Raw genomic sequence first — 23,735 nt, forward strand, 5'->3', positions numbered from 1 at the left:
CTCGATGTGAGAAGATACTGGCCGACGCGCTCGGCGAGCATCTCGCGCTCGCCTATCAGCGTACCATCGGCAGTCGCGAGCCAAAACTCGCCGAGGTCGGCCTCTGACCAACTTGGCTACGCCGGCCCGGCCGATCGCGCGGAGCAGTACTCGGCGTTCTTCTGGGGCAAGATCGAGCCGGTCATCGGGATGCGACTCGCCCTCTCACGCTGACTGTCGGTGGGCGGATCTGAACTCCCAATCACTATAGTCATGTGTCCGGCAGCGAGCATGACCGCTGCCGCATGGGTCCTCGCCCCGGCTGCGCTATCAGAATGACTCTCGAAGAAATCGGCCTTGGTGATGATAGCGAGCAACGGGTTCGCCCTCGCGCGCGGGCACATCGTCAATCTACATCCGGTACAAGCCGTTTCGAAATGTAGGGCGCAACGTGGGCCGGCTACTGCAACCCCGTCAGAAGACTCAGTTAAATCAACGATTAAATTCAAGTACGTGGCGGAGAGGGGGGGATTCGAACCCCCGATGCCCTTGCAGGCATGCCGCATTTCGAGTGCGGTGCATTCAACCGCTCTGCCACCTCTCCGCAAGGTGCCTCGATGAGACGGGCGGTGCGTAGCACGCGTGGTCCCGCTTCACAAGCGAGACGTCGCGCGGCGCCGGATCAGACCACCACGGTGATCGCCTGCGCCGCGCGGGTCAGGCCGGTGTAGAGCCAGCGCGCCCGGTGCTCGCGGAACGCGTAGGATTCGTCGAACAGCGTGACCCGATCCCACTGCGACCCTTGAGCCTTGTGCACCGTCAGCGCGTAGCCGTAGGTGAACTCGTCCGTCTCGCGCCGCAGGAACAGCGGGATCTCCTCGTCCGTGCCGGAGATCATCGCGCGCAGCACCTTGATGTCGGTGGGCTTCCGGCGGAGCGCCGGGTCGTCCTCCGGCACCACGTCGAGGCGGATCAGGTCCGGACGCGGCGGCGCGCGCAGGGCCTGCACGGTCCAGGTCGAGCCGTTGAGCAGGCCCTTCACCCGGTCGTTGCGCAGGCAGACCAGCTTCTCGCCGATCGCCGGCATCGGGTCCGTGTGGCCGGCGAGCTCCCGCAGCCGTGCATTGTAGAGGCGGCGGGTCTTGTTCAAGCCGACCAGCACCTGATCGCACTCGAGCACCTCGGCCGGATCCAGGGCGCGGCGCGACACGATCCGGCTCTGCCCGTAGCTGCCGAGCTCCAGCCGGCCGCCCTCGCGCACGGTCATGGCCATGCGGACGATCGGGTCGTCCTTGGCCTGCCGGTGCACCTCGGTGAGCATCACGTCGGGCTCGGCCTCGGTGAAGAAGCCGCCGCCGCGCACCGGCGGCAGCTGCGCCGGGTCGCCCAGGACGAGGACCGGCCGCTCGAAGGACAAGAGATCGTTGCCGAGGTCGGAATCGACCATCGAGCACTCGTCGATGATGATCAGGTCCGCCTTGGCGGCCGGGCCCGAGCGGTTCAGCGTGAAGGTCGGCCCGCCCTCCTCCGCCTCCTTGGTGCGGTAGATCAGCGAGTGGATCGTGGCGGCGTCGTAGCAGCCCTTCTGGCGCATCACCGAGGCCGCCTTGCCGGTGAAGGCCCCGTAGACCACCGTGCCGTCGACATCCTCGGCGATCCGGCGGGCGAGCGTCGTCTTGCCGGTGCCGGCATAGCCGAACAGCCGGAACACCTGCGATCCCCCGTCCCGCCGCCACGCGGCGATCGCCTTCAGCGCCGCGTCCTGCTGCGGCGCGTAGGCGGCCGGCAGACCCGCACTCACGGCCAGCGCACGGTCGGCGGCATCGAGGAGAGGATGGAGGCGACGTTGCCGCCCGTCTTCAGGCCGAAGATCGTGCCCCGGTCGTAGAGCAGGTTGAACTCCACGTAGCGGCCCCGCCGCACCTGCTGCTCGTGGCGGTCCGCCTCGGTCCAGGGCGTGCCGAGATTGTCGCGCACGATCTTCGGGTAGGCCTCCAGGAAGGCCCGGCCCACGTCGCGGGTGTAGGCGAGGTCGGCCTGCGGCGTCCCGCTCCAGAGGTAATCGTAGAAGATCCCGCCGATGCCGCGCGGCTCGTTCCGGTGCTTGAGGTGGAAATACTCGTCGCACCACGCCTTGTAGCGGGCGTGGTCGATGCCGTGCGCCGCGCAGGCCCGCGCCAGGCAGGCGTGGAAGTGGCGGCTGTCCGGATCGTCCTGCGTGCGGCGCCGGTCGAGCACCGGCGTCAGGTCGGCCCCGCCCCCGAACCACGCCCGCGTCGTCGCGACGAACCGGGTGTTCATGTGCACCGTCGGCACGTGCGGGTTCCACGGATGGGCGATCAGCGAGATGCCGGTGGCGAAGAAGCGCGGATCCTCGGCGGCGCCGGGCATCTGGGCGCGGAATTCCGGCGCGAACTCGCCGTGCACCGTCGAGATGTGCACGCCGGCCTTCTCGAAGACGCGGCCCCGCAGCATCGCCATGACGCCGCCGCCGCCCGGCCGCCCGGTATGGTCGGTCCGGTTCCACGGGGTCTTCTCGAACGTCCCGGGGCCCTCGGGCGCGTCGGGGTGGAACGGGCCCGCCGCCTCCGCCTCGAGGGTCTCCAGAGCGGCGACGATCCGGTCGCGCAGCGTCTCGAACCACGCCGCGGCCTCGGACTTCATGGCCGTCACGTCGGCCTCGGAGGGAGGCGCAGCCAGGGCTGCGCGCGCGTCGTCCGGCATCGTCATGACACAGGCTTTTCCACCCTGCCGGGCGCACGTCAATGCGGTCGCGGCCCCGCACGGGCGCGCAGGGCTCGCGCGCAGGGCTCCCGCGCCGGTGTCCCGACCGGCGACAACGCCCCTACGCGGCCCCTACGCGGCCCCTACGCGAGCGCCGGCCGCTCGCCGACGGGCTTGAGCAGCCCCGTGGCGGTCGCCACCAGCTCCCCGGCCTCGTCGCGGATCTCGGCCTCGCAGAAGATCACCGACCGCCCCGCCCGGGTGACCCGTCCCTCGGCGGTCAGGACGCCGCGGCCGGGGGCGAGGAAACGGGTCTGCATGTCGAGGGTCACCACGGGGCGCCCCGCCCGCAGCCGCGCCGCCGTCCCCAGGGCGACGTCGAGCAGGGTGCAGAGCGCGCCGCCATGGGCGATGCCGAGGTTGTTGGCGTGCTCCGGCCGCAGGGCGAGGCGCAGCCGCGTCCGGCCCGCGCGCACGTCGAGCGCCTCGATCCCGCAGTGATCCACGAACGGGATGATGGCGCCGAAGACGGTGCCCGTCTCCGAGCGCTGATCCACTTGCTGATCCACTTGGTGATCCCCTTGCTGGTCCACGCCGATCGCCCCGGATCCTGCCCCGCCCGGATCCTTATCGCCCGGCCGCCTCCGAGGCCATGACCGGTCCGCGGCAGATCACGTGACAGTCCGGCCGAAACGTTCGTCCCGTCCCGAAGGCTCACGGGACATCGCGGCGGGCCGCCGCGTGAAGTTCTGCGCCTCTCATCAGACCGGAGACGGATCTTCGCAGAGGAAGCCCGCGGCGAGATCGCGGCGGAAGGCATAACCGGCGCCCGTCCGCGTCGCCCGGTCTCGTCCAACTTCGGCTCCGGGGTGTCGGTTTGCTCGACGGTCGATTTCAGCTCGACCCACGGTTTGAATAATATGCGTGTTCATGGCGGGGGCATTGTGTAGGGAAATGCTCGACGACGACTTGATTTTGCTGCACAGACGTTAGAACCGTCTCACGACGGTCGGATAGAGGGAATCATCGATGGACGACAACGCCACTGAGCAGCAGCAGACCTTTATCGAGCAGGCGTCCGACATCGTCTCGGCGTATGTCTCGAACAATTCCGTGCCGATCAGCGAATTGCCCGGTCTGCTCGCCGGCGTTCACGCCGCGCTGACGAAGCTGTCCGCCCCCACGGCGACGGTCACCGAGGCGGCCGACAAGCCGACGCCGGCCCAGATCCGCAAGTCGGTGACGCCGGACGCCCTGATCTCGTTCATCGACGGCAAGCCGTACAAGACGCTCAAGCGGCACCTGTCGCGCAACGGCCTGACGATCGAGCAGTATCGCGAGCGCTTCGGGCTGCCGCGCGACTATCCGTCGACGGCCGCGAGCTACTCGGCCCAGCGCTCGGAACTCGCCCGCAGCCTCGGCCTCGGCCAGCAGCGCCGCAAGTCCGCCGCCCCGGCGCCCGAGCCCGAGCCCGTCGCGGAAGTGGCCGAGAAGCCGAAGCGCGCCAGCCGCACCCGCAAGGCCAAGGAGACGGCCTGAGCCCGGCCTGAGCCCGGCAACGCCCGGGCTCGTGGTTACCGGCCGGCGCGCGACCCGCGCGCCGGTCCGTTACGCGAAATCGGCGAGGTCGTCGGCCACGTCGCCCGCGGCGATCTCCGTCTCGGCCTTGTGCCGCTCGACCGCCTCGGCCTCCGCCCCGATCTCCGGCCCGACCTCTGCCTCGGTCATGCCGGGCCGCGGGCCCGGCCCCTCGGGCGCCGGCGCTGTCTCCGGCCGCGCCTGGCCGGCCTCCCCTTCGGAGGCTCGATCCGTCACCCGCCCCGCCATGCTGCGCGCTCCCCGATCCGCCGACGGGAGAGCAAAGCGCGGACGGCCCGGCGCGTTCCGCGCGCGCCGCATCACGACGGCGCCGCGCGCGACGGAGCCGATCCCGCGGTGATCGCGATCTGCGGGATGGCGCCGCGTTTGAGCCTCAGGAGCGCGACGCGCCGTGTCGAGAGGCGTCGCCACGCGTTGAACCGCCGGACATGCATGCGCCGGACATGCCGATCGGGAGCGGGATTTGGGCAATCGCTACGGGCTGGAGATCCGCGCCGCCGCGGGGCCGGACGCCGCGGGTCTCGCGGCGCTGCTCAGCGAGGTCGGGGTCGCGGTCGGCGCCGCGGACCTCGCGGCCCGGCTCGAGGCCCTGCAGCGGGAAGGCGGCATCGCCCTCGTCGCCGTGGAATGGGGGCCGCCGAGTGGCCTCATCGCCGTCGCCCCCGTGCGGACGCTGGACGCGCCGCGGCCCTTCGGCCTGATCACCGGCCTCGCGGTCGCCGCCGAGTCGCGCCGCCGGGGCATCGGTCGGGTCCTGCTGAAGGCGGCCGGCCGGGCGGCGCGGCAGGCGGGCTGCGACCGGCTGCTCCTGGCCGCGGGGCCGGACCAGGCCGCCCTGCGCGCCTTCTGCGCCGCCGCCGGCTTCGCCGACGAAGGGACCGTGCTCGCGCGGCCGCTGCTGAAGCGGGGCACCGGAGACGGCTGAGATCCGCGACATCCTGGCCGAAGCCGGCGGGGCTCACCGGGCGTTACCCCCGGAGAGTGGAGCCCCCCGATGACGCTGCGATCCGAGACCCCGCCACCGCCCGCGAACCTGCCCTGCGATCCGCCGCCGGATTCCGAGGCGCCGACCGCCGCGCAGCTCAAGGGCGACATCGACAGCGGCCGCACCGCCGACAAGACCCCGCACATGGATATCGGCGCGGCCCCGCTCGGGACCTGCGAGGAGGCCGGCGGGACGCCGCCGACGCCCCGGGAGGTCCGGATCGCCCGGCAGAACGAGCGGGCGCCCTCGGAGCGGGCGGCCAAGGGTTACCCGCACCAGCGGCAGCCCTGGGTCCTGCCGCTCTACGCCGGCATCATCGTCGCGGCCGCCGTGGGGCTCGGCCTCGTGCTCTGGCTGACGCGCTGACGGATGCGCTGACGGTCCGGCCGGGGCGGGACCGCGCCGGTGCCATCCTGGCGCAGGACGGCACGGTCGCCGCGGAGGCGGTTTAAAGGTCGATTCACGTCGATGCGGTTAGCGTGACCTTACTGCAGTCTTGCGTAACCGATCCTCCATGCCCCCTTCCGTCGATGCTCCGCCGGACCTGTCCGGGCTCCTCGAACTGTCACGCATCGAGAATCTCGATCTCAAGCCGGTGATCCTCCGGGTTCAGACGGACCTGTTCGTCCGGGCCGCGGCCCGGGACCGGACCGAGATCGAGATCTTCGAGTCCCTGGCCTGCGGACTCATCCCGACGGTGGACGAGGAGACGGCCCGGGTCGTGGCCCGCAAGCTGGCCCCCTGCCCCGAGACGCCGCCCGCGGTGCTGGAGGCGCTCGCCCTGCGCGGCGGCGGTGCCCGCGATGCGGTGGTGGAGCTGGCCCCGACCCTGAGCCACCGCCTGATCGAGGCGGCCCTGGCCGAGGGGTCGGACATCGCCGCCCGCATCGCCGCCCGGGCCGGGCTGAGCCGGGAGGCGGTGGACGAACTCTCCCGCGAGGGCCGCCCCAAGATCGACCGCGCGCTGGCGGCCAATCTCGGCCACACCCTGCGGGGCGCGGCCCTGTCGCGGCTCGTGGACCGCGGCCGCACCGCCCCCGACCTCGCCCGGCTGCTGCTGGTCCGGCCCGACGTTTCGGCCGCCGACCTCGTGCCCCTGTACCTGCACGCCGACCCGATGCGCCGCACGGTGATCGGCCGGGCCGTCGAGGCGACCGCCGCCCTGCGCCCCTGCCCGCCGCCGCCCCGCGGCCTCGGCGAGACCCTGACCGGCCTGTCCGCCGCTCGCGACGTTCCCGCCTTCATGGCGGCGCTGGCCGACGGGCTCGGCCTGCCCCGCGATTTCCTGACCGTGGTCGCCGACGCGGGCACCCGCTACGACCTCCTGACCCTCGGCCTGCGGGCCGCCGGCCTGCACGAGGAGGAGGCGGTCTACATCTTCCTGACCCTCAACCAGGGGGTGGCGCGCTCGGCCGAGCGCGTCGCCGATCTGGTCCGGCTGTTCCGCACCGTGAGCCGTCCGGCCTCGCGGGACCTGATCGCCGCGATCCTCGACCGGCCGCTCGCCGAGCGCGGTCGGAGCGAGGCCCATCAGCCGGCACACGGCCCGGAGGCCAAGCTGCGCCAGGGCGCCGAGCGCGTCGCCGCGCAGCGGCCGCCCCTGCCGGCGCGGGCCCGGACGGCGAGCGGCGGGGAGCCGGGCTGACCGGCCGGCCGTCAGCGCGGGCCGGTCCGGGGATCGCTCTGCGGATCACTCTCCGGATCGGCGCCCCGCCAAGCGGGCTGCCGGTCCGTCTCCTGCAGGGTGTCGTTCGAGGGCGCCTCCGCGGCGCGGCGGCTCAGCTCCGCCATCAGGCCGCGGGCCAGCACGGCGCGGACCGCCCGCTCCCGGGTCTCGGGCGGGACCGCCTCCAGGGCGGCCGGCACGACCGCCTGGGCGCTCGGGACCGCCCCGGCGAGCCTGCGGGCCTCCGCGGCCGGGTCCGCTCCGGTGCGAAGCATGGCGAAGTAGGAGAGCACACCGATCACCAGCGCGGCGCGCAGCAGGACGGTCATGGAACGGTTTCTCCGCTCGAGATCGCGCGAAGCATTCGACGGATTTCGTGAACCGGGCCTCTACCGACCCGAGCTTTCCCGCACGATGGTGAATGAAGCTTGTTCGCGATCGGCTGGTTACCTCGCGGAAAGCATCCCGACCATTCGGACAAGTCCCGCAACACTCGTTTAAGCCGGCTCTGCGACCGTCCGGTAGTCGTTCGAAGTCGAACCGGAGGCGCGACGGATGCGGGAACGCAGCCAGCGCGACGCGTGCCAACCTTGACCATCAAGACTGTCCTGACGTCGCTGATCGACGACCGGCTCGCGGGCCTCGTCCACGAATCCGCGGCCGACAACCCGGCCGCCCGCGCGCGCCACCAGCGCTTCCTGGTGTCGCGGCTGGCGACCGGCGCCGTGATGATGGCCGGGCTGCCGCCCTACCTGCTGTGGCGCGGGGTGCCGTCGGGCTTCGAGGTCCTGGCGATCGCGAGCCTGCTGCTGCCGGTCTTCGCCGCCGTCCTCCTCACCCGCACCGGCTCCCTCTGGGTCGCCCACGCGGTCTCGTCGGCGGGCCTGACCGGCCTCGTCGTCGCCCTGGCGGGCGTCACCGGCGGCGTCACCTCGCCCGCCGCGGTCTGGCTCGTGGCGATCCCCCTGGAGGCGCTGGTCTCCGGCTCGCTCCGCGCGACGATCGCGGCCGCCGCGATGGCGGTCCTCGGCGTCCTGACCGTGGTGGCCCTCGGCGCCTGGGCCGGCTCCCTGCCGGTCATGGACATCTCGGCCGCGATCGCCCTGCCGGCCTTCGCCATCACGGCGATCGGCCACGTCGCGGCCCAGGCCCTGGAGCACATGCGCAACGAGGGCGTCTGGCGCGAGCGACTGCGCGACAACGAGGCCCGCGACCGGCTGCTGCTCTCGGCGATCGACGACCTCGTGACCTGGCACGACCGCAACGGCCGCGTGCTGGAGGCCTCGGTCTCGGCCGTCCGGCTCCTGGGCAGCGACCCGGCCCGCCTGCGCGGCCACGGCCTGCTGGAGCGCGTCCACGTCGCCGACCGCCCGGCCTTCCTCAAGGCGGTGAGCGACGTCGCCGCGACCGGACGGCCCGCGACCCTGCCCCTGCGCCTGCACGTCGAGCCCGAGACCGGCCGCGCCGACGGCGCGAGCCTGATCTACGCCGAGATGCGCGCCCACCGGATCGAGCACGGCGCGCACGACGCCGCCACGGCGGTCGTGGCGGTCACCCGCGACATGACCGAGCACCACCGGCACGCCGTCGAGCTGGAGCGCGCCCGCGCCGAGGCCGAGCGGGCCGACGCGATCAAGGGCCGGTTCCTGGCCAACGTCACCCACGAGCTGCGCACGCCGCTCAACGCGATCATCGGCTTCTCCGAGGTCCTCGCCGGCGAAGGCGCCGTCAGCCTCGGACCGGTCCAGGCGCGGGAATATGCCGGCATCATCGGCGCCTCCGGCCACCACCTGCTCGGCGTCGTCAACACTCTGCTCGACATGAGCCGGATCCAGAGCGGCAACTTCGACTGCGCCCCCGAGGCGTTCGACATCGCGGACCTGCTCCGGGCCTGCTGCGACATGATGCGCCTGAAGGCCGACGCCGCCGGCGTCGTCGTCACCGCCGCCCCGTCGGGACCGGTGGAGATCACGGCCGATCCCGCCGCCTGCCGGCAGGTGCTGATCAACCTCATCTCGAACGCCGTGAAGTTCACCCCGGCGGGCGGCCGCATCGACCTGTCCCTGCGGCGCGGCGTCGGCACCCTGGACATCGTCGTGGCCGATACGGGCGTCGGCATCGGCGCGGACGACCTGCCCAAGCTCGGCACACCGTTCTTCCAGGCCGGGAGCGGCGGCTACAAGCGCCAGCACGAGGGCACCGGCCTCGGCCTGTCGGTGGTCCAGGGCCTCGTCGGCCTCCACGGCGGCTCCCTGCTGATCGAGAGCGCGCCCCAGGCCGGGACGGTGGTGACCGTCACCTTGCCCCTCGTCTGCCAGGCCCCCGCGGCCGCCCACGGCCCGGCCCCGATCCGCACGGCCGTGCGCGGCGCCCCGGCGCCCCGCCGCGTGGTGCGCCTGCCGCTCGGCCTGTTCGACGCGGAGCCGGGCCTCGCCGCGGCCCCGGCCGACCCGGTCCTGCGCCGCACCGGCTGACCCGAAGATCCCCGGAAGGAGACATGATGTCAGGCTACCGCGAGATCACCGTACCGGGCGAACCCGGCCGCGCGCGCCGCGCCGCGCCGCGCCACCCCGCGGTCCAGGGCGACTGGCGCGCCGTCCTCGTCGGCGCGCTGAAGGCGACGGGCGCCACCTGCCGGACCAGCCCGGGCGCCGTTCTCGGCAGCCTCGTCGCCCTCGGCGCGGCGGGCTTCGTCTGCGTCAACGCCCTCGGCTACCAGACCGGGCGCCACCCGGCGCCGATCCTGCCGAAGCTCGCCCAGAAGGCGCCCGCCCCCCGCGAGGCGGCGCCGGCCGCCAGGGAGGCCCTCCGGGAACCCGCGCGGGATCCGGTGCGGGTCATCGAGGCCGACCGCGCCGCCGCGCCGGTCCCCGCCAAGCCGGCGGCCCGGGACGCGATCGGCGAGCTGATCCGGTCCGAGGAGACCACCGCCTCGGTCACCCCGAAGGCGTCGCCGGTTCGGCCGGCCGCCAAGCCGGCCGCGAAGGAGACGGACGCCAAGGCGGCAAAGTCCGAGAAGGACGGCGATCCGGTGCTGCGCGCCCAGAAGGCGCTGTCGAAGCTCGGCTACGCGGTGAAGCCCGACGGCGCGATGGGCCCCGGCACCCGCGCGGCGATCGAGAAGTTCGAGCGCGGCGCCAAGCTGCCGGTGACTGGAGAGGCGACGGGCCGGACCCTGCGCGAGCTGATGGCGCGGGCGGGCCACGGCTAGCGGGACGGAAGCGGCGCCCGCTCCGCGGAAGCGGTGCGGGTGCCGGTCGTCGTGAGAGCGCGTCCCTCAGTACTGCGTGCCGGTGAACCGGCAGATCGTCTTGCAGCGCGGGCCGCCATTGGCCTGCCAGGACTTCGCGTGGCCGATCGATCCGGTCATGTCCTGCGTGGGATTACCGCCGGGCCGGTGCACGACGATGTTGCAGGCATCGCTCGGCGTCCGCTGGTAGCGCGGGCAGGACGCGGAGTCGCGGTGGCCCAGTAAATCCATGAGCGTCTCCGGACGGGCGTGGGCCGACGGCACAGCAAAGCACAGGCAGGCGACGATCAGCGTCGCGAGCGAGGTCATTCTCCGCATCGGATTGCTCCTCAAATCATCGTGGCATGCGAATTCGGGCGCCCTTTGCTCAGTTAGGCAGCAGAAAATACTATAGATGTGCGCTGCCGCACATCGTTCAGTTCTTTTTTAATCCCGAAGAATACTGGATTTTTTGACGGATTATTCGCCGCGCTGAGTCGTTTGCTCTAGAGGTGCGGCGTCGCGCATCCGCGCTTGCCCGTGCCGGCGCTTTCACGCATGGCGGGGCTTGCGCCGCTCACAACCGGCCGGGTTTCAGGGGCAGACCGCCGCGCCGGATCGCCCGCCCGCGGCGCGGGCCGCGCGATTCACAGGGCTACAGACGCATGCGCCTGCGCTCCGATTTCTGGGTCTCGGCCCATCTGCGGCGCCTGGACGTCGCGGGCATCCCGGCGGTGCTGCGCCGGCGCGGATCCGCGGAGGCGGGCGCGATCTTCGTGAAGGTCGATCGGCTCGACGGCAGCGCCGACCTCTACGGACCGGCGCCGCAAGCGCTGTTCGAGGCCGAGGAGAGCGGCGACCGCCGCTTCGCCGCGATCGTCACCGGCGGCAGCCCGCTCGACGTGGAGGAGCGCCTGACCAAGGAGATCCGGTTCGATTCCGATCTCTGGATCGTCGAGATCGACGACCGCCAGGGGCGGCATTTTCTGGATCTGGCGGAGTGATACCGTTTCCGGTTGGAGCCCTCGCCACCGTCTTTGCGGGCGCAGCGACGCAATCCAGCGGCGCCACGCCGACCGATGGCGCGCCGCCCCGGGTCACTTCGCTCCGCTCGTGATGACGGAGCGAAGCGAGGGCAGCGCCCGTCAGCCCTCGATGATGCGCTCGTCGAGCTTGCGGTCGACGGTCTCGACGGTGCGGTCGATCTCGGCGTTCGGCTCGCCGAGCTGGTGCGAGATGAGCTTCACCAGCAGGTCGACCCGCTCGATGTAGGGCGCGCCGTTCGCCACGGCCCGCGCGGCCGAGGACGGCTTCAGCAGGCTCTCGGCGGCCTTGGCGTACTTCTCGAACGGCACCTGATCGGCCGGGTCGGCGCCGAGCTTCCGGGCGATACCGTCGACGTGGTCGTAGATCGCCCGCGAGCGCGCCAGGTCGCCGTGGACGGCGTCGTGGATGGATTGCGGCTCGCCCGGGGTGATGCAGCGGTAATTGCCGGTGAGCAGCATCGACCACTTGGCCAGCGGCACGAACAGCGAGTCGAACACCTTGAGCTTCACCGGCACGTCGTGCCCGTCGAGGCGCACGGCGTCGATGTCGGCCTCCAGCTCCCGGAGCAGCCGGTTATGGGCCTCGTCCGCGAAGGTCGCGGCCTTGAAGTTCGTCGGCAGGCCGACGTGGAGGACGTTCGCCTCCTCCTCCGGCGGCCGGAAGGCCTGCGGATCGGGGGAGCAGAGCGACACCAGACCCGGCTCGAACCGGTCCCACACGCCGGCATTGGTGTAGGCGTCCTCGAGGTCCATGGCGGCGAGCGCCGGGATCCGCTTGAGGTAGGGCAGCGGCGGCATGTTCATGATCGACAGGCACGGCAGCTTCGCCGCCGCGATCTTGATCATGAGGACGCGGATCGTGTGGTTGTTGTACTGCGGCTCCTGCATGGCGAGGCCGACGAGGTCGTAGCGCGACACGTCGACGTCCTCCGGCGGCATCGCGTCGACCTTGCCGGGCAGATCGCGCGAGTGAATCGCGCGGTGCTCCTTCTCGTCGCGCAGCTTGATGCGGACCTCGGTCCCCTCGCGGTTGATCAGGTCCGCGGTCTTCCGCCGGCACACCAGGGTCACGTTGTGACCGGCCATTAGGAGCTTGGTGCCCAGGAGCGAGCCGTAGGAGGCCCCCAGGATCAGGATGTTCTTGGCCACGTCGGTCCTCCCCAGCATTGAGACTTGCTGTGTGTTGTCTGGCTGCTGGGAACAGCGCGTCCACGCCACGGCCCCAAGCGCACGTGCGATGGATGGCAGCCGGGCGAGCGGAAGGCAAGCCTTCTGGTATACCTAATCCCAAACCCTTTGTGAGGCCCTGCCGGTGACAGGCGGGGCGATCCCTATCCTCCGCACCCGGGATCTCCACAGGGTGGCGCCTCCGGGACATCGCGCGGGACCCTCTCGGGACCGCGGACGACAACCGCCCCGCCGCGGGCCCTAGCCCCAGAGGTCCGGCATCGGCGGGTGCATCAGGCTGCCCTCGTAGCGCAGCGGCGGGTCACGGTCCCGGGCCAGCAGCAACGGCCCGTCGAGGTCGACGAACTCCGCGTCGTTGGCGAGCAGGGCCGCCGGCGCCATGCCCAGCGAGGTGCCGAGCATGCAGCCGACCATGATCGAGAGCCCCCGGGCCCGCGCCTCGCGGGCGAGGAGCACCGCCTCGGTCAGGCCGCCGGTCTTGTCGAGCTTGATGTTGATCGCGTCGTAGCGCCCGGCCAGCGCGTCGAGGCCGGCGCGGTCGTGAAGGCTCTCGTCGGCGCAGACCGGCACCGGGTGGGGGATCTCGGCGAGCAGGGCGTCGGCGTCGGCCGGCAGCGGCTGCTCGATCAGCGCGACGCCCGCTCGCAGGCAGGCCGCGAGGTTGGCCTCCACGTTCTCGGGCCGCCACGCCTCGTTGGCGTCGACGATCAGCCGCGATTCCGGCGCGCCGGCCCGCACCGCGGCGATGCGCTCCGGATCGCCGTCCCCGCCGAGCTTGACCTTGAGCAGCGGCCGGTGGGCGGCCTTGCGGGCGGCCTCCGCCATGCTCTCCGGCGTGCCGAGGCTCAGCGTGTAGGCGGTGATGGCCGGCCGGGGCTCGGCGAGACCCGCGATCTCCCAGGCGGGACGGCCCTGCCGCTTCGCCTCGAGGTCGAACAGCGCGCAATCGAGGGCGTTGCGCGCGGCGCCCGCCTTCATGCGGGTCATGAGCGCGTCCCGCCCGATCCCGGCCGCGATCGCCTCCGCCTGGCCCTCGATCAGGGCGCTGACGCTCTCGACGCTCTCCCCGTAGCGCGGATAGGGCACGCACTCGCCGCGCCCGACCGCGTCGCCGTCCGCGATCGTCGCCACTACGACGGCGATCTCGGTGCGGCTGCCGCGGGAGATCGTGAAGGCGCCGGCGATCGGGAAGCGCTCGACGGCGAGGGTCAGGCGGCGGGCCATGTCGTAGGGTCTCCGGTTCAGGCCTGCGGTCGATGCAGCCCGCTCCGTCATCACGGGCGGAGCGAAGTGACCCAGGGCAGCGAGCGGCCGGTTGGCATGGCGCTGCTGGATCGCTTCGCTCGGCTCACGGGGACGGAGTGAGAGCCGGCACAGGGAAGCGGTATCAGATCGCCGGGAAGTCGGCGACGATCCGGTCGACCAGCCCGTCGACGCCGAAGCGCACCGGGTCGGTGGCGGGCAGGCCGTGCTCGGAGCCGAGCGCGTCGAGGAGCGCCCGGGCCTCGCCCTCGGCGAGCGCCTGGGTGTTCACCGCGATGCCGACCGGCTTGATTCCCGGATTGGTCAGGCTGCCGAGCTGCACGGTGAGGTCGATCACCTGCCGGATGGTCGGAAGCGGGTGCTTCACGCCGCGCATGTTGGTGCGGGTCGGCTCGTGGCAGACCACGAAGGCGTCGGCCTGCGCGCCGTGGAGCAGGCCGAGGCTCACGCCCGCGAAGGACGGGTGGTAGAGCGAGCCCTGACCCTCGATCAGGTCCCAGTGGTTCGGCTCGGCCTCGGGCGAGATCGTCTCGACGGCGCCGGAGATGAAGTCGGCCACGACGGCGTCGATGGCGACGCCCCGGCCGGAGATGAACACGCCGGTCTGGCCCGTGGCGCGGAAATCGGCGTCGAGGCCGCGCTCGCGCATGCCGCGCTCCAGGGCCAGCACGGTGTACTTCTTGCCGACCGAGCAGTCGGTGCCGACGGTGAGCAAGCGCCGCCCGGCCCGCTTGGTGCCCTTGCCGGTGGGGAAGCGCTCGTCGGTGTGGCGGACGTCGTGGAGCTGGCGGCCGCGGCGGGCGGCGGCCTCCGCGATGGCCGGGACCGCGCCGAGCTTCACGTGCAGGCCGCTCGCCACGTCGAGCCCGGCCTCGATCGCCGCGACGATCTCCTTGACCCAGTGGTCCGGCAGGACGCCGCCGGCGTTGACGACGCCGATCACCAGGGTCCGGCAGCCCTTCGCCAGGGCCTCGGGCAGGGTCATGTCGGGGATGCCGAGATCGGCGGCGCAGCCCGGCAGGCGCATCTGGCCGACGCACCATTCGGGGCGCCAGTCCTTGATCCCGTAGGCGGTCTTGGCCGCCAGCGTGTCGGGCACGTCGCCCAGGAACATCAGGTAGGGCGTGGCGATCTGCATCGGTCGAGCAACCTTCTCCGGGAGGCCGGCGGACCGTCTATGCGGGATCGCGGGCGGCGTGCGCAATGCATGGGGCTGGCCAAGGCGGTCGATGCGGCCGCCCCACGGAGCATACCGGCTCTGCACGCCGTCATCGCGAGCGCAGCGAAGCGACCCAGGGCAGCGCGACGTCATTGAACGGGGCGCGACCCAGGCTTGCTTCGCTCCGCTCGCGAAGACGGTTCGTCGCCTCAGATCGGCGGAGCGCCGAAGCCCCGTTCAGGCGGCGCGTCGTCGCGCCACCCCCGCCTCGTTGGCCACCGCGCCCACCGGCGCCGGCACGCCGGTCGCCCGGACCATCCCCTCGGCGCCCGCCAGCGCGCCCGCGCGCAGCTCGAGACCGAGGAAGCGCGCGCGCTCGAACGGCCCCGGCAGGGTCAGGCCCTCCGCGAGCGCCCGGTCGAAGCCGAAGCGCGCGTAGTAGGGCGCGTCGCCGACCAGCAGCACGGCGCCGTGGCCGAGGGATTCCGCCCGGCCGAGGGCCGCCTGCATCATCACCGAGCCGAGCCCCTGGCCCTGGATCGCCGGATCGACGGCGAGCGGGCCGAGCAGCAGCGCCGGGCGGCCGAGCCCGGCCTCGACGTGCCACAGCCGCAGGGTGCCGACGAGCCGCCCCGCCCGGGTCGCCGCGAAGGCGAGGCCGCGGGCCGGCAGGCGGCCCTCGCGCAGGCGCTCCGAGGTCTTGGCGCGTCGATTGCCGGGAAAGCACGCGTCGAGCAGGCGCTCGCGCGCCGGGACGTCGTGGAGATGCTCCGCGCGGATCTCGATCATGGCTGTGCCCTCCCCGGGCCGGCGAGCGGGAGAAGCGATTGTCTGTGACCGAGAGCCGGACGCCCTCGGTCGACGCGGTGGTGGACGTCAGCGTCCGGCAGGGTCGCCCTCCCCGTCATCACGAGCGAAGCGACGTGACCCAGGGCAGCGAAACGTCGGAAGGCGTCCCGCGTCCCTGGATCGCTCCGCTCCGCTCGCGAGGACGGAGGAGCCTGCGTCCCTCAGCCGGAACCCGTCCTGATCCTAGGAAGGATCAGATGACGATCTGCTGAAGGGGCGGGAAGCCGTTGAAGGCCACCGCCGCGTAGGTCGTGGTGTAGGCGCCCGCCCCCTCGATCAGCACCTTGTCGCCGATCGAGAGCGAGACCGGCAGCGGGTAGAGCTGCCGCTCGTAGAGCACGTCCACCGAGTCGCAGGTCGGGCCGGCGATGACGCAGGGCTCGGTCGCCTCCCCGTCCCGCGCAGTGCGGATCGGGTAGCGGATCGCCTCGTCCATGGTCTCGGCGAGCCCCCCGAACTTGCCGATGTCGAGGTAGACCCATCGGACCTCGTCGGCCTCGGCGGACTTCTTCGACACGAGCACGACCTCGGCCTCGATCAGGCCGGCATTGCCGACCATGCCGCGGCCCGGCTCGATGATCGTCTCGGGGATCTGGTTGCCGAAATGCTTGGTCAGGCCCCGGAAGATCGCCTCGCCGTAGCTCTCCACGCCCGGCACCGCCTTGAGGTACTTGGTCGGGAAGCCGCCGCCGAGATTGACCATCGAGAGGCCGATGCCGCGCTCCGCGCACTCGCGGAAGATCGCCGCCGCGGAGCCGAGCGCCCCGTCCCAGGCCTCGGTGTTGCCCTGCTGAGAGCCGACGTGGAACGAGATGCCGTAGGCCTCGAGCCCCTGGCGGTGGGCGTGCTCCAGCACGTCCGCGGCCATCTCGGGCACGCAGCCGAACTTGCGGGAGAGCGGCCAGTCGGCGCCCGCGCCGTCGCACAGGATGCGGCAGAACACCCGCACCTCGCCCGCCGGCACGCCCAGCGCGTCGGTGGCCCGTGCGATCTTCTCGACCTCGGCCTGGCAATCGACCGCGAACAGGCGGATGCCGAGCTTCAGGGCGCGGCCGATGCAGCGCTCCTTCTTGATGGTGTTGCCGAAGGAGATCCGGTCGGCGGTGGCGCCGGCGGCCAGCACCATCTCCATCTCGGCCACCGAGGCGGTGTCGAAGCAGGAGCCCATCTCGGCGAGCAGGCGCAGCACCTCGGGGGCCGGGTTCGCCTTCACGGCGTAGAACACGCGGGTGTCCGGCAGGGAGCGCGCGAAGGCGGTGTAGTTGTCGCGCACGACGTCGAGGTCGAGGACCATCACGGGGCCCTCGTCCTGACCGAGGTCGCGGCGCACGCGCAGGAAGTCACGGATGCGGTCGGTCATGGTCGTCTCCCGGCACGGGTTCGCGAGCGCCCTACGCGGGGCGCGCTGTCGAAGATGACGGCCCGAACGGGCCGCCGGCGTCAGGGGGCGATGCGTCGCGCGGACCCACGCGCTTTGGAGACGCGTGCGTCGGAGCGGGCGCAGAGCACCCGGAAGCTGCCGTGGATTGGAAGGGAGGACCCCCACCGCACGCCGGGCAAAGAGAAACAAGCCTCTTCGGTGCCGGCCTGTGGAGGGCCGACGAGACCAAAAAAGCCCGTTCGTCGTTGCTTTAAGCTGCGTCCCCCGTGGAGAGCGGGGTTCGCCGGTTTCGCCTCCGGCTGCCGGTTGTTGTCGGGGTCCGGTGTTGCCACCTGGATGCCGGCCGTAGGGATCCACCCTTGCGACCATCGATCCTTTAAGACCCCTGGCGGCTGTCCGGCAGTTGACCGGATGCCCACCAACCGACACGCGGCCACAGGCACGTGCGAAATTGGGCACGGCGCATATACGGAGACGGGACCCGCGCGACAAGGGGAAACCGCCCCGGAACGCCCGCTTTTCCGCCCGCAATCCACACCCCGCGCGCTCCGTTGCAAAAACGACGCATCGACGACGCGCCCCGACCGCGTCGACGGGGCCGTGCGGGCTTCCCAAGCGGGGCGGAAGCGGGCATCTGACCGGACGGGGCAGAGTACTCAGGCGAGCGAGCGATGGCCGGGCCGACCAGATTCACCGCGACGGCGCGGGCGTGAGCGCCTCCCTGTGAGCGCCCGGTCATGAGCGCCCCCTTGCGCAGCCCGGTCGGCGACGGTCTCCCCGAGCCGACGATTCGCACCGCCACGCTCGCCGATCTCGACGCCCTCGTCGCCCTGGAGCACGCCGCCTTCGCCACCGACCGGGCCGAGCGCCGGGCGATCCGCCACGCGATCCGCTCGCTCTCCATGGACGTGCTGGCGGCCCTGATCGACCCGCCGGACCGGGATCCCGTTCCGGTGCTCGTCGGCGCCGCGGTGCTGGAGCGGCGGCGCGGCAGCCGGATCGCCCGGCTGGCCTCGATCGCGGTGGCGCCGAATCGCGGCGGCCTCGGCCTCGGCGGCCGTCTCCTCGACGCCGCGGAGGCCCGCGCCCGCGCCGAGGGCTGCGACCGGCTCCGGCTGGAGGTGCGCGCCGACAACGGCGCCGGCATCCGCCTCTACGAGCGCCGGGGTTACACCCGCTTCGCCGTGCGGCCGGACTATTACGAGGACGGGATGGAGGCGTGGCGCTACGAGCGCGCGCTGTAGTCGCCGCGCGGACTGCCGCGCGGACCGCCGCCCAGCCGCCGGCTGGCCCGCACACCGTCCCGGCGATAGCGAGATCCGGCCAGGCGCGTCCTCGCGCCACACTCCGTCATCGCGGGGGCACCGGCAGGCCGACAGCGCTGAACCTGCGGCTCTTCGGGAGTGCGCCCGCAGGATACCTGGTCCCTCGCGCCGCGCCACGGACCGGCACAAGCCCGCCGCGCGGCCGGCGACCGCGCCGATATCGTCACGCGAGAATGCGGCCCAATTCCCGACAATCCTCGCCAATTCCGGTATTTGTCTCATATTACTTCACAATTCGGTCCATCGTCGACTTATAAATCCGTATTTCTGTCGAATAATTTCGGTCGATTGCCTGACAAAACCTTACGTTCTAAGACAGAGCATCGCGGGACATGAGATCTCACCGATGACTCGCTGGCTGGGACGCTTCTCGATCCGGACTTTGCTGTGCCTGGTGATCGTCATCATGGCCTGCATGGCGCTGGGCAACGCGGTGCGGACACTCGTCGACGCGCGGGCGCGGGCGGCGGGCGCCGCGAGAGCCCTGACCCTGACGCAGGCGAGCCAGGGCCTCCTCCGGACGATCCTGCCGCTGCGGCTCGAGCGCGGATCGACCCTCGCCCTCGGGGGTGAGGCGCCGGCGGACGCGAAGACCCTGTCGACCATCGCGGGGAGCCGGCAGGCGCTGACCGAGCATTACGGCCGGGCCCGGCGCAGCCTGGGCGATCTGGCAGAGCCGGCGGTCAGCGCGACGCTCGAGCGCCTGAGCACCGCGCAGGCGGCGATGGCGGACCTGCGTCCCCGCATCGACGCGGCCCTCGGGCTGCCGCTGGCCCGGCGTGACCCGGCGCTGCGGGACGCCGCGATGGCCGCCTTCCAGGACCTGCTCGAGGCGCTGACGGCCACGCTGAAGGCGGTCGACGCGGCCATTCCCCGGTCCGATCCGGTGCTGCAGCGCTATCTCGGCCTCAAGCAGGCGGCCTGGGAGACGCGCGTCGCCAGCGGCAACGTTGCGGTCCGGGTACAGGCCTCGCTGGTCGCCGGCACGGCGTGGTCCCTGCCCGAGACGGTCGCGGCGGCGGCGGAGCGGACCGAGCTTCTGTCCGCGTGGCGCCGCACCACCGAGGCAGCGGTCGACGTCTCGGAGACGGTGCGGGCCGCGTACGAGCGGGCGAAGGCCGCCAATTTCGAGGGCGACACCGAGGCCATCGCGCGGGCGGTCTTCGACGCGCTCAGCACGCACGCGCCCCCGCGCCACACCTTCGCGGAGCTGCGCGACCGCAACACGGTGAACCAGCGCTCCCTCGTGGCCCTCTGCGACGCGGCCCTCGACGCGATGGTGGCGCGCGCCGAGGCCCTCGCCGAGGACGCGCGGGGCGACGTCGCGCGCAGCGGGGCGGCGCTGCTGGCGGTGATCCTGCTGGTGGCCCTCGGCCTGTGGACCCTGTTCGGCGGCGTGCTGCGCCCGCTCCGGGTGCTGACCGCCACGATGGGGGCGCTGGCCGACGGGGACGCCTCCGTCACGGTCCCGGCGCGCACCTACCGCAACGAGATCGGCGCCATGGCGCGGGCCGTCCAGGTGTTCAAGGACAACCTCATCCGCGGCCGCCAGCTCGAATCCGAGGCCGCCGAGGCGCGTCAGGCGGCGGAGGCACGGCGCCGGTCCGACCTGCGGGCGATGGCCGAGCGCTTCGAGCGGACGGTCGGCGGCATCATCGCCCAGGTCTCGGACGCGGCCACCGCGCTGCAGGGCACGGCCCAGACCATGACGGCCACCGCGACCGAGACCGCCAGCCAGTCCAGCACCGTGGCGGCCGCCGCCGAGGAGGCCGCCACCAACGTCGGCACCGTGGCGGCTGCGGCCGAGGAGCTCGGCGCCTCCGTGGAGGAGATCGGCCGGCAGGTCGAGGGATCGACCCGGCTCGCCCAGGGGGCCGTCGCGGAAGCGGGGCAGACCGGCGCGATGGTCCGGGACCTGAGCGACGCGGTCGCGCGGATCGGCGACGTGATCGGGCTGATCGCGGCGATCGCCGGGCAGACCAACCTGCTGGCGCTGAACGCCACGATCGAGGCCGCCCGGGCCGGCGAGGCGGGTCATGGCTTCGCGGTCGTCGCCGGCGAGGTGAAGGCCCTGGCCGCGCAGACCGCCCGGGCGACCGAGGAGATCGCGGGCCAGATCGCCGGCATCCAGGGCGTGACCGGCGGGGCCGTCGCGGCGATCGGCGCGATCACGGGGCGGATCCAGGAGATCAGCGGCGTGGCGAGCGCGATCGCGGCGGCGGTGGAGGAGCAGGGATCGGCCACCCGGGAGATCGTCCGCAACATCGGGGAGGCGGCCGTCGGCACCGGCGCGGTGACCCGCACGATCCTCGGCGTCGCCGGGGCCGCCGAGGAGACCGGCCGGGCGGCCAACGCGGTGCTCGCGGCGGCGTCCGCGCTGTCGCGCCAGTCCGAGACGCTCGCGGCCGAGGTCGCGCGCTTCCTCGACACCGTCCGGGCCGCGTGACCGGACGGTGCCGGGAGCCGCGCGGGTCTCCGCCCCGATCTCGCCCGTTTAGGGGAGTCTTACGGCTCGCGCGCTACAGCGTACGCAACGGGCGGGGGCAATCCCGCCGCGCATGAGTCGCCGTCCATGGCCGTGATCGTCGCCTTCGTCATCAATGCGGGGCTCAACTTCGTCCTCGGCCTGCTGATCGCCAAGCTGCTGGGGCCGGCGGATTTCGGCCGGTTCGCCCTCGCGACCACCGGCGCCATCGTGCTGAACACGGTGCTGTTCGAGTGGCTGCGCCTGTCGGCGACGCGGTTCTACTCGGGGCGCGTGCGCGTCGACGAGCCGTGGATCCGCCACGGGCTCGACCGGGCCTACCTGCGCATCGGCGCGCTGCTCCTGGCCGCCGCGGCCCTGTGCGGGGCCTTCGGCTTCGCCGGCGGCGCCGACGGGCGCGAGGCGGTCCTGTGCGGCACCGGCCTCGCGGCCCTGGGCATCGGCGTGTTCGACTACCACGCGGCCCTCGCCCGGGCGCGGTTCGACGGCAAGCTCTATCTCGGCCTCGTGGCGGTGAAGAACGTCCTGTCCTTCGCCATGATGGCCGCGGCGGCGTGGTGGCTGCCCCAGCCGGCCTGGGTGCTGGCGGCGGCGGGGCTCAGCCAGCTCCTCGCGGTGGCGGTGCTGCGCCACCCCCTGCGCGACCCGCGCACGCCCCTCGAGCGGCCGCGCCTGTCGACGACCTGGCGGGTCTTCGCGCGCTACGGCCTGCCGCTGATCGCCGCCAACACCGCCTACCAGTGCCTCGCCTTCGTCAATCGCGGCGCCATCGCGGGCCATGCCGGCTTCGCCGAGGCCGGCTACTTCGCCCTGGCGGCCGACGTCACCTCGCGCTCGCTGATGACGCTGGGCACCGCCCTCGACCTGCTGCTGTTCCAGTTCGCCGTGCAGGCCGAGGAGCAGAGCGGCCGCGCCGCCGCAGAGGCGCAGGTCGCCGCCAATGCCGGCACCGTGTTCGCCCTGCTGGCACCCTGCGCGGTCGGCTTCTGGGCGGTGCTGCCGGCCCTCCAGGGCCTGGTGGTGCCGGACGCCTATCGCGGACCGTTCGAGACCTACAGCACCGTGCTGATGCCGGGCCTGTTCTGCCTCGCGATGATGTTCTACGCCCTCAACCCGGTCTTCCAGATCCGCCGCAAGACCCTGCCGGTGGTCGCCGCCGCCCTGGTCGGCCTCGCGGTGAACGGCGCCGGCCTGCTGGTCCTCCCGGACCGGATGGGCGGGCTCGGCGTCGCGGTGGCGCAGACCGCGGGCCTCGCCGCCGCCGGAACGTGGCTCGGCTGGCGCGCCCTCACCGGCCCGGGGCGCATCGCGCTGCCCTGGGGCGAGATCGGCGTCGCCGCGCTCGCCTGCGCGGCGATGGGGCTCGCCCTCGCCCCCTTCCGGCAGCTGCCGCCCGCCACCGCCCTGGCCGTGCTGGTCCCGTCCGGGATGGTTCTCTACGGCGCCCTGGTCTGGATCTTCGACATCGCCGGCCTGCGCCGTCAGGTCCTGGCGCGCCTGCGCCCGGCGCGGACCGTGCCGGCGGAGTAGACTCACGCGAAGGCGGCGCAGTGGAAATCCCGCCGCTGAAACCCCGCGACTCCGCCTGCGCTTGAATCCGCCGCCGGATCCGGCGACACCCGTCCTGGAATGGATACAAACAGGACCGGGACGGGAACGATGGGCGTCTACGAGCCCGGCACCGAGGCGGAGGCCGGGGAGATCGTGCGGGCCGCCGCCGGGCGCGGCGAGGGCCTGCGCCTCGCCGGCGGCGGCACCGCCGCGGGGCTCGGCCGGCCCGCGCAGGACAGCGCGACGCTCTCCGCGCAGGCGCTCACCGGCGTCACGCTCTACGAGCCCGCCGAGATGGTGGTGGCGGCCCGGGCCGGGACGCCGCTCGCCGAGGTCGAGGCGCTGCTCGCCTCCCGCGGCCAGATGCTGCCCTTCGAGCCGATGGACCTGCGCGGCCTGTACGGCACCGCCGGCGAGCCGACCCTCGGGGCCGTGGCGGCGATCAACAATGCCGGCCCCCGGCGGATCAATGCCGGCGCCGCCCGGGACAGCCTGATCGGCGTGCGCTTCGTCAACGGGCGCGGCGAGGCGATCAAGTCGGGCGGCCGGGTGATGAAGAACGTCACCGGCCTCGATCTCGTGAAGCTGATGGCCGGCGCCCACGGCACGCTGGGCCTCCTCACCGAGGTCACCTTCAAGGTGCTGCCCGCCTGCGAGCGGGTGGCGACCCTGGTCTTCTCCGGCCTGGACGACACGCGGGCGGTGACCGCCCTGTCGGAGGCGCTTGGCTCGCCCTTCGAGCTCACGGGCGCCGCGCACCTGCCGGCGGGGATCGGCGCCCCGGAGGCGCGGACCCTGATGCGCCTCGAGGGTTTCTCCGACTCCATCAACTACCGCACGGGCGAGCTGCGGCGCCTGCTGAAGCGCTACGGCCAGCCCGAGATCATCGACGGCGAGGCCGGCGCCGCCCTGTGGCGGACGGTGCGCGACGCGGCGCCGCTCGCCGAGCCGCGGGAGGCCGCCCTGTGGCGGATCTCCACCGCGCCGACCCGCGGGCCGGCCCTGGCGGCGGCGGTCGCGGCCGAGCGCGACGCGCGCTGGTTCTTCGACTGGGGCGGCGGCCTGATCTGGCTCGCCACCGGCGCGGCGGGCGATGCCGGCGCCGCGACGGTGCGCCGGGCGGTGCGGGCTCAGGGCGGCCACGCCACGCTGGTGCGGGCCCCCGACGCCGTGCGCGCCGCCGTGCCGGTGTTCGAGCCGCTGGCCGAGCCGCTGATGCGGCTCACCGCCGGCATCAAGGCGGCGCACGACCCCGCCGGGGTGCTCAACCCCGGCCGGATGTACGCCGGACTCTGAAGCTTCAGAT

The 23,735-nt window shown here is 72.8% G+C and carries 21 protein-coding genes and 1 tRNA gene; 11 read left to right on the forward strand and 11 right to left on the reverse strand.

Annotated features, from left to right (window positions below; translation table 11 throughout):
- Positions 1-493 precede the first annotated feature (493 nt).
- From ABIC30_RS01880 to ABIC30_RS01895, 4 genes are all read right to left on the reverse strand, one after another.
- Positions 494-583: transfer RNA gene (locus tag ABIC30_RS01880), tRNA-Ser, on the reverse strand.
- Between the two features lie 78 nt (positions 584-661).
- Positions 662-1,780: an ATP-dependent DNA helicase gene (locus ABIC30_RS01885; protein WP_012321591.1), complete on the reverse strand. Its 1,119-nt coding sequence runs from the start codon at positions 1,778-1,780 to the stop codon at positions 662-664.
- Positions 1,777-2,709 carry an oxygen-dependent coproporphyrinogen oxidase gene (hemF, locus tag ABIC30_RS01890; RefSeq protein WP_020091129.1) on the reverse strand — a complete coding sequence of 311 codons (933 nt, stop codon included), beginning with the start codon at positions 2,707-2,709 and terminating at the stop codon, positions 1,777-1,779. Before hemF ends, ABIC30_RS01885 begins: the two co-directional genes overlap by 4 nt.
- A 137-nt stretch (positions 2,710-2,846) precedes the next feature.
- A complete protein-coding gene (locus ABIC30_RS01895) occupies positions 2,847-3,260 on the reverse strand; it encodes a PaaI family thioesterase (RefSeq protein ID WP_020091130.1) in 414 nt (137 codons plus the stop codon).
- Between the two features lie 472 nt (positions 3,261-3,732).
- On the opposite strand from ABIC30_RS01895, the gene ABIC30_RS01900 reads away from it, so the two are divergent.
- From ABIC30_RS01900 to ABIC30_RS01915, 4 genes are all read left to right on the forward strand, one after another.
- Positions 3,733-4,242, forward strand: a complete 510-nt coding sequence (locus ABIC30_RS01900; protein WP_020091131.1) for a Ros/MucR family transcriptional regulator — start codon at positions 3,733-3,735, stop codon at positions 4,240-4,242.
- A gap of 523 nt (positions 4,243-4,765) precedes the next feature.
- On the forward strand, positions 4,766-5,227 hold the full coding sequence (locus ABIC30_RS01905) for a GNAT family N-acetyltransferase (RefSeq protein ID WP_020091134.1): 462 nt from the start codon (positions 4,766-4,768) through the stop codon (positions 5,225-5,227).
- Between the two features lie 69 nt (positions 5,228-5,296).
- On the forward strand, positions 5,297-5,653 hold the full coding sequence (locus ABIC30_RS01910; RefSeq protein ID WP_020091135.1) for a hypothetical protein: 357 nt from the start codon (positions 5,297-5,299) through the stop codon (positions 5,651-5,653).
- Positions 5,654-5,801: 148 nt separating this feature from the next.
- Positions 5,802-6,932, forward strand: coding sequence for a DUF2336 domain-containing protein (locus tag ABIC30_RS01915; RefSeq protein ID WP_354453758.1), 1,131 nt, complete (start codon positions 5,802-5,804; stop codon positions 6,930-6,932).
- An 11-nt stretch (positions 6,933-6,943) separates the two neighbouring features.
- Here ABIC30_RS01915 and ABIC30_RS01920 read toward each other — a convergent pair whose 3' ends face one another.
- A complete protein-coding gene (locus ABIC30_RS01920) occupies positions 6,944-7,282 on the reverse strand; it encodes a hypothetical protein (RefSeq protein ID WP_020091137.1) in 339 nt (112 codons plus the stop codon).
- Between the two features lie 252 nt (positions 7,283-7,534).
- Here ABIC30_RS01920 and ABIC30_RS01925 point away from each other — a divergent pair, with 252 nt between their 5' ends.
- Positions 7,535-9,427, forward strand: coding sequence for a sensor histidine kinase (locus tag ABIC30_RS01925; protein WP_026604618.1), 1,893 nt, complete (start codon positions 7,535-7,537; stop codon positions 9,425-9,427).
- Positions 9,428-9,453: 26 nt separating this feature from the next.
- Complete coding sequence (locus ABIC30_RS01930) at positions 9,454-10,164, forward strand: peptidoglycan-binding domain-containing protein (RefSeq protein ID WP_026604619.1); 711 nt, start codon at positions 9,454-9,456, stop codon at positions 10,162-10,164.
- Between the two features lie 66 nt (positions 10,165-10,230).
- On the opposite strand, the gene ABIC30_RS01935 is transcribed toward ABIC30_RS01930, so the two are convergent.
- On the reverse strand, positions 10,231-10,521 hold the full coding sequence (locus tag ABIC30_RS01935) for a hypothetical protein (RefSeq protein ID WP_026604620.1): 291 nt from the start codon (positions 10,519-10,521) through the stop codon (positions 10,231-10,233).
- Positions 10,522-10,847: 326 nt separating this feature from the next.
- Between ABIC30_RS01935 and ABIC30_RS01940 the strand changes: the two genes are divergently transcribed.
- Entirely contained in the window at positions 10,848-11,186 is a 339-nt protein-coding gene (locus ABIC30_RS01940) for a DUF1491 family protein (RefSeq protein ID WP_020091141.1), read from the forward strand.
- 141 nt (positions 11,187-11,327) lie between these two features.
- Here the strand turns inward: ABIC30_RS01940 and ABIC30_RS01945 are convergent, their stop codons facing one another.
- From ABIC30_RS01945 to ABIC30_RS01965, 5 genes are all read right to left on the reverse strand, one after another.
- Positions 11,328-12,377 (reverse strand): ketopantoate reductase family protein, encoded by a 1,050-nt coding sequence (locus ABIC30_RS01945; RefSeq protein WP_026604621.1) that lies wholly within the window; start codon positions 12,375-12,377, stop codon positions 11,328-11,330.
- A gap of 279 nt (positions 12,378-12,656) precedes the next feature.
- The gene (gene dgcA / locus ABIC30_RS01950) at positions 12,657-13,640 is read right to left on the reverse strand and encodes an N-acetyl-D-Glu racemase DgcA (protein ID WP_020091143.1); all 984 of its coding nucleotides are present in this window, start codon (positions 13,638-13,640) and stop codon (positions 12,657-12,659) included.
- Between the two features lie 163 nt (positions 13,641-13,803).
- Positions 13,804-14,817 carry an N-acetyltransferase DgcN gene (gene dgcN, locus ABIC30_RS01955; protein WP_020091144.1) on the reverse strand — a complete coding sequence of 338 codons (1,014 nt, stop codon included), beginning with the start codon at positions 14,815-14,817 and terminating at the stop codon, positions 13,804-13,806.
- A 258-nt stretch (positions 14,818-15,075) separates the two neighbouring features.
- Entirely contained in the window at positions 15,076-15,627 is a 552-nt protein-coding gene (locus ABIC30_RS01960; protein WP_020091145.1) for a GNAT family N-acetyltransferase, read from the reverse strand.
- A gap of 253 nt (positions 15,628-15,880) precedes the next feature.
- A complete protein-coding gene (locus ABIC30_RS01965) occupies positions 15,881-17,047 on the reverse strand; it encodes a type III PLP-dependent enzyme (RefSeq protein ID WP_020091146.1) in 1,167 nt (388 codons plus the stop codon).
- Positions 17,048-17,805: 758 nt separating this feature from the next.
- Between ABIC30_RS01965 and ABIC30_RS01970 the strand changes: the two genes are divergently transcribed.
- The 4 genes from ABIC30_RS01970 (at position 17,806) to ABIC30_RS01985 (ending at position 23,725) form a co-directional block, all read left to right on the forward strand.
- Positions 17,806-18,312, forward strand: coding sequence for a GNAT family N-acetyltransferase (locus tag ABIC30_RS01970; RefSeq protein ID WP_042672356.1), 507 nt, complete (start codon positions 17,806-17,808; stop codon positions 18,310-18,312).
- Positions 18,313-18,739: 427 nt separating this feature from the next.
- Positions 18,740-20,839, forward strand: coding sequence for a methyl-accepting chemotaxis protein (locus ABIC30_RS01975; RefSeq protein WP_026604622.1), 2,100 nt, complete (start codon positions 18,740-18,742; stop codon positions 20,837-20,839).
- 126 nt (positions 20,840-20,965) lie between these two features.
- Positions 20,966-22,408 carry a polysaccharide biosynthesis C-terminal domain-containing protein gene (locus ABIC30_RS01980; protein WP_020091149.1) on the forward strand — a complete coding sequence of 481 codons (1,443 nt, stop codon included), beginning with the start codon at positions 20,966-20,968 and terminating at the stop codon, positions 22,406-22,408.
- Between the two features lie 129 nt (positions 22,409-22,537).
- The gene (locus tag ABIC30_RS01985; protein WP_042672358.1) at positions 22,538-23,725 is read left to right on the forward strand and encodes an FAD-binding protein; all 1,188 of its coding nucleotides are present in this window, start codon (positions 22,538-22,540) and stop codon (positions 23,723-23,725) included.
- Positions 23,726-23,735 lie beyond the last annotated feature (10 nt).

The organism is Methylobacterium sp. 1030, assembly GCF_040544715.1.
Taxonomy (GTDB): Bacteria; Pseudomonadota; Alphaproteobacteria; order Rhizobiales; family Beijerinckiaceae; genus Methylobacterium.